Source organism: uncultured Amnibacterium sp., from assembly GCF_964250715.1.
Classification (GTDB): Bacteria; Actinomycetota; Actinomycetes; order Actinomycetales; family Microbacteriaceae; genus Amnibacterium.
On record NZ_CAXUGX010000010.1, the window covers coordinates 109,582 to 124,111 of the forward strand.

Sequence of the window (14,530 nt, forward strand, 5' to 3'; positions counted from 1 at the left end):
CGGGCGGGTCAGCGGCGGTAGTTGGGCGCCTCGTTCACCATCTGCACGTCGTGCGGATGCGACTCCTTCAGGCCCGCGGCGGTGATACGCACGAAGCGGCCGCGTTCGCGCAACTCGTCGATGGTGCGGGAGCCGGTATAGAACATCGACTGCCGCAGCCCGCCGAGCAGCTGGTACACCGTGGTGGCGACCGGCCCCCGATACGGCACCTGACCCTCGATGCCCTCGGCGATCAACTGCTCGTCGCTCGGCACATCCGCCTGGAAGTACCGGTCACGGGAATACGAGGTGCGGGTGCCGCGGGTCTGCAGCGCGCCGAGCGAACCCATGCCGCGGTAGGACTTGTACTGCTTGCCGCCGGTGTAGACGAGGTCGCCGGGGCTCTCGTCGGTGCCCGCCAGCAGGGAGCCGAGCATGACGGTCTCGGCGCCGGCGACGAGCGCCTTGGCGATGTCGCCGGAGTACTGCAGGCCGCCGTCGGCGATCACCGGCACGTCGGCCTCGCGGGCGGCCAACGACGCCTCGTACACGGCGGTCACCTGTGGCACGCCGACGCCGGCGACGACGCGGGTGGTGCAGATCGAGCCCGGTCCGACGCCGACCTTCACCGCGTCGGCGCCCGCGGCGATCAACGACTCCGCGCCCTGGCGGGTGGCGATGTTGCCGCCGATCACGTCCACGTGCGCGGCGGCCGGCTCGGCCTTCAGCCGCCGCACCATGTCCAGCACGCCGGCGCTGTCGCCGTTGGCGGTGTCGACCACCAGCACGTCGACTCCGGCGTCCACGAGCGCCATCGCGCGATCCCAGGCGTCGCCGAAGAAGCCGATGGCCGCACCCACCAGCAACCGTCCGGCGGCGTCCTTGGAAGCCAGCGGGTACCGCTCGCTCTTCTCGAAGTCCTTCACCGTGATCAGGCCGCGCAGCCGGCCGGCGTCGTCCACGAGCGGCAGCTTCTCGATGCGGTGCTGCGCGAGCAGGCCGATGGCGTCGTTCGGGTCGATGCCCACCCGCGCGGTGACGAGCGGGGCGCGCGTCATCACGTCGCGCACCGGGGTGGTCTCCTGCTCGAACGGGGAGACGAAGCGGATGTCGCGATTGGTCACGATGCCGACCAGCACGCCGTCGTCGTCGACGACCGGCAGCCCGCTGACCCGGAACCGCGCGCACAGCCGGTCCACCTCGGCGACGGTCGCATCCGCGGTCGTGGTGACCGGATCGGTGATCATGCCGGACTCGCTGCGCTTGACCGTGTCCACCTGCGCCGCCTGGTCGCCGATCGACAGGTTGCGGTGCACGACGCCGAGGCCGCCCTGCCGTGCCATCGCGATCGCCATCCGCGACTCGGTGACCGTGTCCATGGCGGAGGAGAGCAGCGGGGCGTGCAGCCGGATACGCCGGGTCAGGCGCGAGGAGGTGTCCGCCTCGCTGGGGATCACGTCGGTGTGCCCGGGCAGCAGCATCACATCGTCGTAGGTGAGCCCGATGAAGCCGAATGGATCGTTCGCCATGACCGCCTCAACATCGTCGCCGGCCGGGGACTTCCCGGCCCGAACCTCATGGTGCTGCACGGTCACGGTAGCGGCGACGAGGGCATCGGTTCGGCAACGGTGTCGAGCCGGAGTGGAACCGATACACGCCTGAAACACCCGAGGCAATATCGTCGGCCGTCACCGCTCGATTCCCCCGCGCCGTCGCCAGGGCCGGGAACCTACCCGTGAGGTCCCGCTTGCACCAGCCCACGAGCCGCCGCCCCCGCGGCCAGGCCGCCCGGCCCATGCTCGCAGCGCTGATCGTCGCCCTGCTGCTCGTGCTGCTCGGTGGCACCGCCGCCGTGGCTGCCACCCCGACGCCCACGCCATCGCCCAGCGGATCCGCCGCCTCCGCCGCGCAGTCGATCCAGGTGTGGGTGCGCAAGCAGTCCGACCGCAGCAGCGTCGCCGGCGTGAAGGTCACCGTGTCCCTCGGCTCGTTCAGCCGGTCGGTCACCTCCGGCAAGGACGGCAAGGTGCTGGTCGGCGTGCCGAAGGCCGGCACCTACAAGGTGCAGCTGGACAACTCGTCGGTCCCCGACGGCGCAGGCACGGCGCCGTCGATCACGAACCCCCGGCAGGTGGTGGTCTCCGACAGCAACCAGGGCGTGCCGGCCTACTTCATCCTGGTCGCAGGCGTCGGCTCGAGCGGTCCGACCGGCAGTACCGGCGCGACGCCCGGCGCGAGCGCGTCCACCGGAGCGGCCGGCAACAACAGCAACAGCGACGGCGGGCCGACCCTGATGGAGCTGGTGCTGCCCCGGCTGGCCTCCGGGCTGATCTTCGGCCTGCTGCTGGCGCTCGCCTCCATCGGGGTGTCCCTGATCTACGGCACGACGGGCCTCAACAACTTCGCCCATGGTGAACTCGTCACCTTCGGCGGCCTGATGGGCTACGCCTTCTCGGCGGTGCTCGGGCTGCCGGGCATCGTCGGCATCCTGGCCGCGACCGTGCTGGGCGGCGCGTTCGGCTACGCCCAGGATCTGGTGCTGTGGAAGCCGCTGCGCCGCCGCGGCGTCGCGTTCGTGCCGCTGATGATCGTCAGCATCGGCCTCTCGCTCGCGCTCCGGTACCTGTACGAGTTCATCTTCGGCGCCGACTCGCTCACCATCCCGAGCGACAACACGGCGGCGGTCGTGCTCGGTCCGATCCGCCTGCGATCGACCGACATCACGAGCGCGATCACCTGCATCGTCCTGCTGCTGCTCGTGGCGTTCCTGCTGCTGCGGACGCGCATCGGCAAGGCGATGCGCGCGGTGTCCGACAACCGGGCGCTCGCCGCTGCGTCGGGTATCGACGTGGAGCGCGTCATCCGCCTGGTGTGGGTGGGCGGCGGCGCGCTCGCCGGCCTGGCCGGCGTGCTGATCAGCTACTACCAGTCGCTGCGCTGGGACACCGGCTCCAGCATTCTGCTGCTGATCTTCGCCGCGGTGACGCTGGGCGGCTTCGGCACCGCGTTCGGTGCCCTGATCGGATCGCTCGTGATCGGGCTGCTGACCGACCTCTCCACGCTGGTGGTGCCGGCGAACCTCAAGTACCTCACGGCGCTCGTGGTGCTGATCCTCATCCTGCTGGTGCGCCCGCAAGGCATCCTCGGCAAACGATCCCGGATCGGGTAGGGACGGACGGATATGGACTTCAGCTTCATCGCCCTGGCCTTCGGCCAGATCATCTCGTTCCAGACGATCGCCTACGCCCTCGCGGCCCTGGGGCTGGCCGTGCAGTTCGGCTTCACCGGCCTGCTGAATTTCGGCCAGGCCGGATTCATGGCCGTCGGCGGCTACGCGTTCGCGATCTCGACCGTCAAGCTGGGCTTCCCGTTCTGGCTGTCGCTGCTCTTGACGATCGCGGCCTCGGTGGTCTTCGCCCTGATCCTCGGCGTCCCCACCCTGCGGCTGCGCGCGGACTACCTGGCGATCGTGACGATCGCCGCGGCCGAGATCGTCCGCTACACGGTCAAGACGCCCGAGCTGATCCCGGTGACCGGCGGATCGGACGGGATCAACGGCTCGTCGTCCACCTTCGACGCGCTGAACCCCATCCCGCCCGGCAGCTACGGCTTCGGCGTGCTGACCTACGACGAGAACGACCTGTGGATCATCATCGTCGGCTGGGTCTTCGTGGTGCTGGTCGCCCTGTTCGTGCGCCAGCTGATGCGCAGCCCGTGGGGCCGCATCGTCAAGGGCATCCGGGAGGACGAGGACGCCGTGCGCAGCCTGGGCAAGAACGTGTTCGGCTACAAGATGCAGGCACTGGTGCTGGGCGGAGTGCTCGGCGGCCTGGCCGCGGTGATCAACATCATTCCGACGTCGCTGCAGCCCGACAATTACGGCACCCAGACCACGTTCTTCCTGCTGACGATCATCCTGCTCGGCGGCGCGACCACCGTCTTCGGCCCGCTGGTGGGCGCGATCGTGTTCTGGGTGGTGCTGTCACTGGCCGACGGGGTGCTGTCGCTCGGCGTGCAGTACCACTTCCTGCCGATCTCGTCGGTGCAGCAGGGGCCCGTCCGGTTCATCATTGTCGGGGTGGCCCTGATGCTGATCGTGATCTTCAGGCCGAGCGGCCTGGTCGGCAAGAAGCGGGAGGCGTTCTTTGCCTGAGGCGACGATCGATACGACGATCCTGGACGAGCCGGCACGACCGGGGGTCGCGAAGCGCGACCCCATCGTCGTGGCCGACGGGGTGCGGCGCACCTTCGGTGGCGTCGACGCGGTCGATGTGGCCCACGTCGAGATCCCCCGCGGCGTGATCACGGCCCTGATCGGCCCGAACGGCGCAGGCAAGACCACGTTCTTCAACCTGCTGACCGGGTTCGACAAGCCGAATGCGGGGACCTGGTCGTTCGACGGACGGCCCATCGCGGGCGTCGCCGCCTACAAGGTCGCCAGGCGTGGCATGATCCGCACCTTCCAGCTGACCAAGGCCCTCAGCATGCTCTCGGTGATGGAGAACATGCGGCTGGGTGCTCAGAACCAGCCCGGCGAGCACTTCGCCCGGTCGATCATCCCGGCGCTGTGGCGCAAGCGGGAGCAGCAGATCACCGAGCAGGCGCTCGACCTGCTCGCCCGGTTCAAGCTCGACACGAAGGCCGACGACTTCGCGGCCAGCCTGTCCGGCGGGCAGCGCAAGCTGCTGGAGATGGCCCGTGCACTGATGAGCGAGCCCACCATGCTCATGCTCGACGAGCCGATGGCCGGCGTGAACCCGGCCCTCACCCAGTCGCTGCTGCACCATGTGCTCGACCTGAAGAAGGGCGGCATGACCGTGCTGTTCGTCGAGCACGACATGCACGTGGTGCGCGAGATCGCCGACTGGGTGATCGTGATGGCCGAGGGACGCATCGTCGCGGAGGGCTACCCCGGCGCGGTCATGCAGGATCCGGCGGTCATCGACGCGTACCTGGGGTCGCACCACGACACCGACCTCGGCGACCTGTCCGGCGACGAGGCGGCGGCGCTGCAGGCCGAGGTGGAGGCGCAGGTCGAGGCCGAGGCCGACCGGGACGACGCCCGTGCCTGACGACGGCGTCGTGCTGCGCGCGGACGCGCTGGTAGCCGGCTATCTGCCGGGGATCAACATCCTGAACGGCTGCACCGTCGAGGTCGGCAAGGGCGAGCTGGTCGGCATCATCGGGCCGAACGGAGCCGGCAAGTCCACGCTGCTGAAGGCGGTGTTCGGGCAGGTGAACATCCGCAGCGGCTCCGTGTCCCTCTTCGGTGAGGAGATCACCGGCCTCGGCGCCGACAAGCTGGTCGCGAAGGGCGTCGGGTTCGTTCCGCAGACGAACAACGTGTTCCCCAGCCTGACGATCGAGGAGAACCTGCAGATGGGGGTCTTCCAGCGCCCCAAGCTGTACGCGACTCAGATCGATCAGGTGCTCGGCCTCTTCCCCGAGATGAAGAAGCGGCTGAAGCAGCGGGCCGGCTCGCTCTCGGGCGGGGAGCGGCAGATGGTCGCGATGTCGCGGGCGCTGATGATGAACCCCTCGGTGCTGCTGCTCGACGAGCCGAGCGCCGGCCTCTCGCCGGTGCGACAGGACGAGACGTTTCTGAACGTGGCGCGGGTGAACCGGGCGGGCGTCTCCGTGCTGATCGTGGAGCAGAACGCCCGGCGGGCGCTGCAGATCTGCCACCGTGGCTACGTGCTCGACCAGGGTCGGGACGCCTACTCGGGTCGCGGCCGCGAGTTGATGAACGACCCCAAGGTGATCGAGCTGTACCTCGGCACGCTGGCCACCGACCAGGAGGCGGAGCGCCGCAGGTGACCCGGTGCCCGGCCGTGATGGGCCAGGCCGCCGCGCGGTTGGTTGCCGCCGGGTTGGTCACCGCTGGGTCGGTCGCAGGGCTGGCGGGGTGTTCGACACCCGTGACCAGGCCGGACGAGCGCCTCACCGGCGTGCACGTGCGAGTGCTGCAGTACCGCTCCGACATCGCACCGCACCGCGTGCAGCTGCAGGTGGTGAACAGCTCCACCCACGCCCTCGTGCTGGACCGGGCGGTCCTGGAGCAGGCCGGATACGCGCCCGCACCAGCGTGGAAGGACGCGGACCCGGCCGAGATCCCGGCCGGTGGCACGGTGGACCTTCCCGCGGTCCTGTCCCGGGCGTCCTGCGCGGCGAACCGGCCGATGCGGGTGCGGCTGACCCGGCAGAACGGGGACGGTCACGGCCACCGACGTGGCAGGGACGCTTGCCGGTCTCCGCACGGCCGACTGCTTCGCGCAAGCCGCCGCCGATGTACTCGCGGTCGCGTTCACCGGCTTCCACCCCGTGGCCGGCACCCGCACGGCTCGCGTGGATCTGGACCTGCGGGCGGGTCCGGATGGGGCCCACGGTCTGACCGTCACGACCGTGCTGCCCACGACACTGCTCTCGCCTTCGAGCGGCGAGGAGTTCTGGCGTGTGCAGCGTCGGTTCAGTGCTGCGGGACGGGTGACCGTCACGGCCGAGCCGACGCGGTGCGACCTGCACGCGATCGCGGAGGACAAGGTGGGCAGCGTGCTGCCGGTCGGACTTCGGCTTGCGGACGGTCGCGAGGGCATCGTCCGCGCTACTGCCTCCGCCGCCCTGCGCGGCCGCGTGCTGGCCTGGGTGGCGAGCACCTGCGCGACCGGCTGACCCACCATCCGTTCGAGCATGGCGACGGCGAAGGGGCCCGGCCGGCCGAAGCCGGGCGAGCCCCTGCACCGAGGTGCGCCGCTACTTGGTCAGGTCACCGAACTCCGAGCCGGTGGCGGAGTTGGTGTTGCCCTTGGCGTACTTGTAGATGGTGACGTAGGCCTGCGACGGGTCGCCGTTGGCATCGAACGTGATCGGACCGGAGAGGCCGTCGTAGTCGATGTTCTTCGTGCCCGCCTTGACCAGCTTGGCGCAGGCGGCGAAGCTCGTGCACTTCGTCCCGCCCTCCGACACCTGCTGCAGGTTGTTCTTGATGGTCGTGCCGTCGGTCGCTCCGCCCACGAGCGCGGCGAGCGAGATCAGGGTGACGGCGTCGTACGCCTCCGGCGCGTAGTTGAACGAGGTCAGCGCCTTCGCACCGTCCGCCGACGCCTGGGCCTGCAGCCGGGTCTTGAACGCGGCCGTCGCCACGACTCCCGGGTTCGTGAACTGCATGCCCGCGATGTCGACGTTCTTGAAGCTGGGATCGATGACGCCGTAGTTGCCGTCGGAGCCGTAGACCTTGGAGAAGGGATAGCCGGCCTTGTCGATCTCCTGCACGATCGACTTGATCTGCGTGAAGGAGATCACGATGAACGCGTCGGGCTTGGAGGCGAGCGACTTGCTGACCTCGGTGGCGAAGTTGGTCGCCGCCGGGTCGTAGGACACGTCGGAGGTGACCGTGCCGCCGCCGCTCGAGATCGCCTTCTTGACGTTGTCGTTCAGGCCCTGCCCGTAGGAGTCGTTCTGGTAGAGGATCGCGATGTTGATCGCGCCGTCCTTCAGCACCTTCTGGCCGAGCACCCGGCCCTGCAGCACGTCAGAGGGGGCGTCGCGCCAGTAGTACCCGTTGTCCTTGTACGTGGAGAAGGCGGGCGACGTGTTCGCCGGAGAGAACTGCACGACCTTCGCCTTGGTGATCTGGTCGATGACGGTCAGGGAGACCGACGAGGACGCCGCACCGACGATGGCGCTCACCTTGGACGAGAGCAGGCTGGTCACCGACTGGGTGGCGATGTTCGTGGTCGTGTCGCCGGAGTCCTTCTGGATGGCGGACACGGTGATGCCGGCCTTGGCCTTGTTCGCGTCGGCGACGGCCAGGTTCACGCCCTCGATCTCGGGCGGACCGAGGGCGGCGAGCGTGCCGGTCTGCGGCAGGATCGTGCCGATCTTCAGGGCGAGTCCACTGCTGGAGGAGGAGGTGCTGCCCGGGCTGCCCGAACAGGCGGTGAGGGCCACGGCCGTGACCGCGCTCATCGCAAGGACGAGCGCCGTTCGGCGGGCGCGACGGGTTGAGAACATGAGGTCCTTCTCTGTCGTGTGATGGCAGACGCGTGCACGGAAGTGCCGCACAGCTTGTGGTCACAGTAGGGAGCCCAGGTTCCAACCGTGTTTCGGGGGCCGCTCGCTCGAATTTCGTTAGCCATCCGTGACCGGCGGGCGCGCTGACCGCCGGATTCGGCCGCCCGCGACCAGTGACTCCACCACCAGGACGATCAGGGCGAGCCAGACGATCGAGAAGCCGATCAGCCGGGCCGGCGGCATGGGCTCCTGCAGCACCAGCACGCCGAGACCCAGCTGCAGGATGGGCGTCAGGTACTGCAGGAAGCCGACCACGGTCAGCGGCAGCCGGTTGGTGGAGGCGGCGAACAGCAGCAGGGGGATCGCGGTTCCGATACCCGCGGTGGTCAGCAGCAGGGTGGGGAGCAGCCCGCTCGTGCCCCAGGTGAGGCCGCCGCCGACGCCGACGATCACGAGTTGGACCACGGCGACCGGGGCGAGCCACGCCGTCTCGAATACCAGCCCGGACAGCGGGTCGACCGTGCTGCCGACCCGGTTCTTGACCAGCCCGTACAGGGCGAAGGAGGCGGCGAGCACGAGCGAGATCCACGGGACCGCGCGAGCCTCGGCCGTGAGCACGACGACCGCGAGCAGGCTGATGCCGACCGCGGCCCACTGTCCGGGACGCAGCCGCTCGCGCAGCACGATCACTCCGAGCAGCACGGTGACGATCGGATTGATGAAGTAGCCGAGCGCGGCATCCGTCACGTGGTCGCTGGTGGTCGCCGCGACGTAAACCTGCCAGTTGACGTAGATGAGCACCCCGGCGAGGCCCAGCGTGAGCACCGTCCGTCGATCGCGCAGGACCCGTCGCAGGGCGGAGCCCCGCCGGAGCAGCAGCACGAGCAGGCCGCAGAAGATGAGCGACGAGAGAATGCGCGCCCCGACGATCTCGACCGCGCCGGCGCGCATGGCCAGGAAGTAGACGGGCATCGCACCCCAGAGCAGGTATGCCCCGAACCCGGCGATCAGGCCGCTGCGCCGCCTGACGGCCGGGTCCCCGCTTCGGTCCCCGACGCCGTCTGCCGCGCCGTCTGTCACCCGGCCACGCTAGGCGGTGCCGGCGACGCACCGGCCACACCATGAGCGCGAGAGCAGGACCAGGGTCCGACAGCAGGCTGCTGGTCGACCACGGACCTGCTGTCGGGACCCTGTCCTGCTGTGGTGCTGTGTGGGGACCGAGGGGCGGACGAAGGGCAGGCAGAGGGGCGGAGACGCGAACGGGCCCGCATCCTGTTCTGGATGCGGGCCCGTTCTCGGCGTAGTGAACGCCCGATCGCTGTCAGCGGACGACGACCGCCAGCACGTCGCGGGCGGAGAGGACCAGGTAGTCATCGCCGCCGACCTTGACCTCGGTGCCGCCGTACTTGGAGTAGAGCACGCGGTCGCCGGTGGACACGTCGATCGGCACGCGGTTGCCGTTGTCGTCGATGCGGCCGGGGCCGACGGCGATGACCTCGCCCTCCTGCGGCTTCTCCTTGGCGGTGTCCGGGATGACGAGGCCCGACGCAGTGGTCTGCTCGGCCTCGACCTGCTGGATGACGATGCGGTCTTCGAGCGGCTTGATGGAGACGGCCACGTGGCCCACCTCTTCCTTCTTCTGGGGCAGTAGATCGTTGGCTTCTCGGCCAATAGATTGTTGGCATTCACGTCCCGCGAGTGCCAGGGCGAGTCTAGGGGCTGGCCTGGCACTCCTGCAATGCGAGTGCCAGGTGGCGGAGCGTTAGCGTGGTGCGGATGGATGCCCACGACCTGGAGGTGCTGCTGACCCCCGAGGTGCTCGCCGCCATCGACGCGGAGCCCGAGCCGCAGGCCACGTCCGATGTGCTCGCCAGGTCGACGGCGCTGCGCCGGGCGGGCTTCTCGCCCGAGGCCAGCGCGACCATCCTGACGCAGTCCCGGCTGCGCCGCAGGGCCCGAGCCAAGTTCGGGCCGTTCGCCGCCCGGATGCTGTTCACGCAGGCGGGGCTGGAGCAGGCGACGCGGCTGAACGTCGCCGCGCACCACGCGCAGCGGATGCGCGCGGCCGGCGTGGAGCGGGTCGCCGACCTCGGCTGCGGGATCGGCGGCGACGCCATGGCGTTCGCCGCGATCGACCTGGACGTGCTGGCCGTGGAGCGCGACGCGGTGACCGCGGCGCTCGCGGCGTACAACCTGCAGCCGTTCCCCGGCGCGGATGTGCGGATCGGCGACGCGGCCGAGGCCGACCTGACCGGCGTGGGCGCGGTGTGGCTGGATCCCGCCCGCCGCACCGACGGGCACGACGACACGCGGCGGGTCGGCGCCGATACGTACAGCCCCTCCATCGCGTTCGCCCTGGAGACCGCGGCGCGGCTGCCGACCGGCGTCAAGCTCTCCCCGGCCTACGACCGCGACGAGATCCCGGCCGACGCCGAGGCGCAGTGGGTGTCGTCCGGGCCCGACACGGTGGAACTCGCGTTGTGGTTCGGCGACCTGCGGCGCTCCGGCGTCCGTCGATCGGCGCTCGTCGTGACGCCGGAGGGCAGCGCCGAGCTGGCCGCGGGCGACGACACTCCGGACGAGCCGACCGGTCCGCTCGCCCGGTTCGTGCATGAGCCGGCCGGTGCGGTCATCCGGGCACGCCTGATCGGCGAGCTCGCGCGCCGCACCGGCACGCATCCGGTCGGCGACGGGATCGCCTACCTGACCGGCGACGAACCGCTGGTCTCCCCGTTCCTGACGAGCTTCGAGGTCGACGCGGTACTGCCGTTCGACCGCCTGCGCATCCGCAAGGAACTGCGCGAGCGCGGCATCGGACGGCTGGAGATCAAGAAGCGCGGCGTCGACCTGGACCCGGCGACCTTCCGCACCTTCCTGGGCCTGCGTGGTGACGGCGACGCGACGCTGATCGTCACGAGGACGGAGGAGCGTCGCGTCGCGGTGGTCTGCCACCGCGCGGCGGCCTGACCTGCGCCTCTCAGCTCGGGAAGTCGCTCGGCAGCCCGGTCGGGATGTGGGTCGCCGCTGTGCCGAACAGGATCACGAAGAACAGGATGTTCGCGACGACGATCAGCAGGATCAGCACCGTCAGCACGTACCCGATGATCGTGCCGGCCAGCGCCAGCCCATGGCCCTGCTCCCCCGTGCGGCGGATCTGTCGCAGCGCGATGTGCCCGCAGATGATGCCGCCGATCGGTACCACGATGCCGAGGACGAGGGCGACGATCGCCAGCGTGTTGGTTCTGGCGACCTGACCGGGCGCGTACGCCGGCGGCGGAGCCGCGTAGCCCGGTGGCGGCGTATATCCCGGTGGTGGCATGTTCGGATCGGTCATCTCGGTTCTCGCTCCTGATCCCGCCGAGGACCGTCCGTCACGGGCTAGTGGTGCCGCCGTTGAGTGCGGCCGCGACGAGGAGAACCCCGAGGATGATGGAGACGATGGCGATGACGATCCCGACGAACCCGAGGATCAGCCCGACCAGCCACAGTCGGCGGGCGTACGGCTGACGGCCGCGCGCGACGAATCCGAATACGACGGCGAGCACACCGATGATCAAGCCGAACACGCCGAAGAGGCCGAGCGGGATGCTGGCGATGCCCAGGACGAGCGCCGCAATGCTGAGGCCCTTGGGCTGGGTCGCCGGAGCGGGCGAGTAGGCGGGCGGAACGGACTGAGGGTCGGTCATGATTCTCCTTGGCGCCCGGTGAATGTTGGCCGGATCAGCGAAATCGTTGCAGCGCCGCCGACTCCACGTCAATTCCCCCGTTCAGCGGTTGGGCTCCCTCACAGCACCTGAACCACGGTGACGGGCAGGGTGGAGTCCGCCGCGAAGTCCAGGGGGCTGGCCGGATGGCCGGCTCGCAGCCGTTCGGCGCCGATCGCGGCGATCATCGCGCCGTTGTCCGTGCAGAGCGCCAGCGGCGGGATGCGCAGCGCGACTCCCGCCGCCGCGGCGCGCTCGGCGGCGACCGCGCGCAGGCGGGCATTCGCCACGACGCCGCCGCCCAGCAGCAGCCGCGGCGTGCCGGTGCGGGCGCACGCGTCGAGCGCCTTGGTCAGCAGCACGTCGACCACCGCCTCGCGGAAGCTCGCCGCCACATCCGGCAGGTCGACCGGGCGCCCGGCGGCCGCCGCCGACTCCACGAACCGGGCGACGGATGTCTTCAGGCCGGAGAACGAGAAGTCGAATCGGTGATCGGATGCGTCCTTCGGCGCGGTCAGCCCGCGCGGGAACCGGATGGCGCCGGGGTCGCCGTCGCCGGCGGCTCGATCGATCTGCGGACCGCCGGGGTAGGGCAGGCCCAGGGTGCGCGCGACCTTGTCGAACGCCTCCCCCGCCGCATCGTCGATGGTCTCGCCCAGCAGCTCGACGTCGTCGGCCAGGTCACGGACCAGCAGCAGCGACGTGTGGCCGCCGGAGACCAGCAGCGCCACGGTCGGCAGGTCGAGGGGGACATCGGGGCGCCCCGGATCGTGCAGCAGATCCGCGCCCACGTGCCCGACCAGGTGGTTGACCGCGTACAGCGGCAGGCCGAGTGCGACCGCCAGCCCCTTCGCCGCGCCGATGCCCACCATCAGGGCGCCGGCGAGGCCCGGGCCGGCGGTCACCGCGATGGCGTCCAGGTCCTTCAGTGTCACGGACTCGTCCAATGCAGCGGACGCCTGCTGCAACGCCTGCGCGAGGGTCGGCTGCAGCGCCTCCAGGTGGGCCCTCGCCGCGATCTCGGGGACGACGCCGCCGTACCGGGCGTGCTCCTCCATCGAGGAGGCGATCACGTTCGCAAGCAGAGTTCGCCCGCGCACGATGCCCACCCCCGTCTCGTCGCAGGAGGTCTCGATGCCGAGCACGAGTGGCTGCGCGGCGGTCATATGGTCGCGCCTCCCGTCGGCCCGATCGCTCCGCTGGTCGACCCCGTCGCTTCACCGGTCAGCTCCAGACGCATCGTGATCGCGTCCACATCGTCCGGCTGGTAGTAGCGCGGGCGGCGGCCGACGGGCTCGAATCCCACGCTCGTGTACAGCCGCTGAGCCACCTCGTTGTCGTCACGCACCTCCAGGAACACTCGCGGCGAGCGGCGCTCGCGCGCTGCATCCAGCAGCGCCGTCAGCAGCGTGCGCCCGAGGCCCGCACCCCGGGCGTCGGCGGCGACCGCGAGCGTCAGCACGTCGGCGTCCGCCCGGCGGGGCACCAGCACGGCGCCGTACCCGTTCAGGTCGCCGTCGCCCTGCGATCGCTCGGCGACCACGAACACCGTGTCCCGGTCGCGCAGCGTCGCCCGCATGCTCGACTCGCTCCACGCATCCGAGGGGAAGCTGGCGCGCTCCAGCGTCATGACGGCGGGCAGATCGGCCGCCACGGCCGGCCGCACGACGGGTCGCGTGACCGCCGTCATCCCAGCACCCGCTTCGGGACGCCCGGTGTCACGTCCGGCGAGCGCAGGTAGCGGGGGGCTCCGTCGTCGGGGGGCAGGCCCGAGGCGCGCCGGGCGAGCGCGACCCGGCCGAGCGCACTCGGCAGCAGCGGCGCGGTGACGCGCGGCAGGTCGGGCAGCTGCGCCTCCGGACCGACGCGGGGCTCGGCGAGACGGCGCGGCAGCCCGTCGGCGGTCCGGGCGCCGTACGCCGTGAAGTACGACTCGCGACGCTTGGCGTCCGTCACGACCACGAAGTCGCCCGACCGGGGCCCGGACGCCTCGGCGATCGCATCGTGGCTGACGAGCGGCAGGGTCGGCAGGCCGAGCGCGTCCGCCAATGCTCGGGCGGCGGCCATGCCGACCCGCAGGCCGGTGAACGGGCCCGGCCCCACTCCGTACGCGACCGCGGTCAGCGCACCGGGTCCTCCGGCGGCGGCGACCGCCTCCGCGAGCATCGGGCCGATCGCCTCGGCGTGCCCGCGGCCGTCGGCACTGACCCGCTGGAGGATCGTGACCCCGTCGAGGCCCAGCAGGGCGACGCCCGTGCCGCCGGAGCTGTCGATCGTGAGGAGCACCGGATCAGCCTAGGAGCCGCCCAGTGGCGGGCCGTCCGGACCCCCTGCCGCCGAATGAGCCTCCGCCGACCAGGGACCGTCTGCCCAGCGCGGACCGCTGCCGGCGAGGCGGATGAGGCGCGGTTCGACCGGGACCTCGACGTCCTCGTCCATGTCGGCGTCATCATCTGCGCCTCCGCCCGACACCACAGCCGCCCCGCCCAGCGGCCGCTCGATCGTGATCGTGAGCAGCGACTCGCTGACGCCGGCGAGCATGCCGGTACCCCACTCGACGACCACGACGCTGCCAGGGAAGTCCAGATCCAGGTCGTCCAGCTCGGCGGGCGACCCCAGCCGATAGGCGTCGACGTGCACGAGCGGCGGCCCGCCGGTGACGGAGGGGTGGGTGCGGGCGAGCACGAAGGTGGGGCTGGTGATCGGCGCGCGCACGCCGAGCCCGGCGCCGATGCCGCGGGTCAGGGTCGTCTTGCCGGCGCCCAGCGGCCCGTCGAGCACGAGCAGGTCGCCGGCCCGCAGTCGCGCTCCGATCGCCCGGCCCAACTCCTCCATCG

Annotated in this window: 16 protein-coding genes; 6 read left to right on the forward strand and 10 right to left on the reverse strand. The window is 70.8% G+C overall.

Features of this window, described 5'->3' with window-relative positions; all coding sequences use genetic code 11:
• Positions 1-8: 8 nt before the first annotated feature.
• Complete coding sequence (gene guaB / locus ACFE7H_RS11005; RefSeq protein WP_375401274.1) at positions 9-1,508, reverse strand: IMP dehydrogenase; 1,500 nt, start codon at positions 1,506-1,508, stop codon at positions 9-11.
• 218 nt (positions 1,509-1,726) lie between these two features.
• Between guaB and ACFE7H_RS11010 the strand changes: the two genes are divergently transcribed.
• The 5 genes from ACFE7H_RS11010 to ACFE7H_RS11030 all read left to right on the forward strand — a co-directional run bounded on the left by ACFE7H_RS11010 (position 1,727) and on the right by ACFE7H_RS11030 (position 6,648).
• Positions 1,727-3,148 carry a branched-chain amino acid ABC transporter permease gene (locus ACFE7H_RS11010; protein WP_375401275.1) on the forward strand — a complete coding sequence of 474 codons (1,422 nt, stop codon included), beginning with the start codon at positions 1,727-1,729 and terminating at the stop codon, positions 3,146-3,148.
• Positions 3,149-3,160: 12 nt separating this feature from the next.
• Positions 3,161-4,132: a branched-chain amino acid ABC transporter permease gene (locus ACFE7H_RS11015; protein WP_375401276.1), complete on the forward strand. Its 972-nt coding sequence runs from the start codon at positions 3,161-3,163 to the stop codon at positions 4,130-4,132.
• Positions 4,125-5,051: an ABC transporter ATP-binding protein gene (locus ACFE7H_RS11020; RefSeq protein WP_375401277.1), complete on the forward strand. Its 927-nt coding sequence runs from the start codon at positions 4,125-4,127 to the stop codon at positions 5,049-5,051. Before ACFE7H_RS11015 ends, ACFE7H_RS11020 begins: the two co-directional genes overlap by 8 nt.
• Positions 5,044-5,796, forward strand: coding sequence for an ABC transporter ATP-binding protein (locus ACFE7H_RS11025; RefSeq protein ID WP_375401278.1), 753 nt, complete (start codon positions 5,044-5,046; stop codon positions 5,794-5,796). The genes ACFE7H_RS11020 and ACFE7H_RS11025 overlap by 8 nt, the downstream gene beginning before the upstream one ends.
• A 411-nt stretch (positions 5,797-6,207) precedes the next feature.
• Positions 6,208-6,648 (forward strand): hypothetical protein, encoded by a 441-nt coding sequence (locus tag ACFE7H_RS11030; RefSeq protein ID WP_375401279.1) that lies wholly within the window; start codon positions 6,208-6,210, stop codon positions 6,646-6,648.
• Between the two features lie 81 nt (positions 6,649-6,729).
• Here the strand turns inward: ACFE7H_RS11030 and ACFE7H_RS11035 are convergent, their stop codons facing one another.
• From ACFE7H_RS11035 to groES, 3 genes are all read right to left on the reverse strand, one after another.
• Complete coding sequence (locus ACFE7H_RS11035) at positions 6,730-7,989, reverse strand: ABC transporter substrate-binding protein (protein WP_375401280.1); 1,260 nt, start codon at positions 7,987-7,989, stop codon at positions 6,730-6,732.
• A gap of 117 nt (positions 7,990-8,106) precedes the next feature.
• The gene (rarD, locus tag ACFE7H_RS11040; protein ID WP_375401281.1) at positions 8,107-9,069 is read right to left on the reverse strand and encodes an EamA family transporter RarD; all 963 of its coding nucleotides are present in this window, start codon (positions 9,067-9,069) and stop codon (positions 8,107-8,109) included.
• A gap of 241 nt (positions 9,070-9,310) precedes the next feature.
• A complete protein-coding gene (gene groES / locus ACFE7H_RS11045) occupies positions 9,311-9,607 on the reverse strand; it encodes a co-chaperone GroES (protein ID WP_375401282.1) in 297 nt (98 codons plus the stop codon).
• A gap of 158 nt (positions 9,608-9,765) precedes the next feature.
• Here groES and ACFE7H_RS11050 point away from each other — a divergent pair, with 158 nt between their 5' ends.
• Positions 9,766-10,956, forward strand: a complete 1,191-nt coding sequence (locus ACFE7H_RS11050) for an SAM-dependent methyltransferase (protein ID WP_375401283.1) — start codon at positions 9,766-9,768, stop codon at positions 10,954-10,956.
• Between the two features lie 10 nt (positions 10,957-10,966).
• Here the strand turns inward: ACFE7H_RS11050 and ACFE7H_RS11055 are convergent, their stop codons facing one another.
• From ACFE7H_RS11055 to tsaE, 6 genes are all read right to left on the reverse strand, one after another.
• Entirely contained in the window at positions 10,967-11,323 is a 357-nt protein-coding gene (locus tag ACFE7H_RS11055) for a DUF4190 domain-containing protein (protein ID WP_375401284.1), read from the reverse strand.
• A 37-nt stretch (positions 11,324-11,360) separates the two neighbouring features.
• Positions 11,361-11,675 (reverse strand): hypothetical protein, encoded by a 315-nt coding sequence (locus tag ACFE7H_RS11060; RefSeq protein WP_375401285.1) that lies wholly within the window; start codon positions 11,673-11,675, stop codon positions 11,361-11,363.
• Between the two features lie 98 nt (positions 11,676-11,773).
• On the reverse strand, positions 11,774-12,859 hold the full coding sequence (tsaD, locus tag ACFE7H_RS11065) for a tRNA (adenosine(37)-N6)-threonylcarbamoyltransferase complex transferase subunit TsaD (RefSeq protein ID WP_375401286.1): 1,086 nt from the start codon (positions 12,857-12,859) through the stop codon (positions 11,774-11,776).
• Positions 12,856-13,383, reverse strand: a complete 528-nt coding sequence (rimI, locus tag ACFE7H_RS11070) for a ribosomal protein S18-alanine N-acetyltransferase (protein ID WP_375401287.1) — start codon at positions 13,381-13,383, stop codon at positions 12,856-12,858. Before rimI ends, tsaD begins: the two co-directional genes overlap by 4 nt.
• The gene (gene tsaB, locus ACFE7H_RS11075) at positions 13,380-13,979 is read right to left on the reverse strand and encodes a tRNA (adenosine(37)-N6)-threonylcarbamoyltransferase complex dimerization subunit type 1 TsaB (RefSeq protein WP_375401288.1); all 600 of its coding nucleotides are present in this window, start codon (positions 13,977-13,979) and stop codon (positions 13,380-13,382) included. Before tsaB ends, rimI begins: the two co-directional genes overlap by 4 nt.
• 9 nt (positions 13,980-13,988) lie before the next feature.
• Positions 13,989-14,528 carry a tRNA (adenosine(37)-N6)-threonylcarbamoyltransferase complex ATPase subunit type 1 TsaE gene (tsaE, locus tag ACFE7H_RS11080; RefSeq protein ID WP_375401312.1) on the reverse strand — a complete coding sequence of 180 codons (540 nt, stop codon included), beginning with the start codon at positions 14,526-14,528 and terminating at the stop codon, positions 13,989-13,991.
• Positions 14,529-14,530 lie beyond the last annotated feature (2 nt).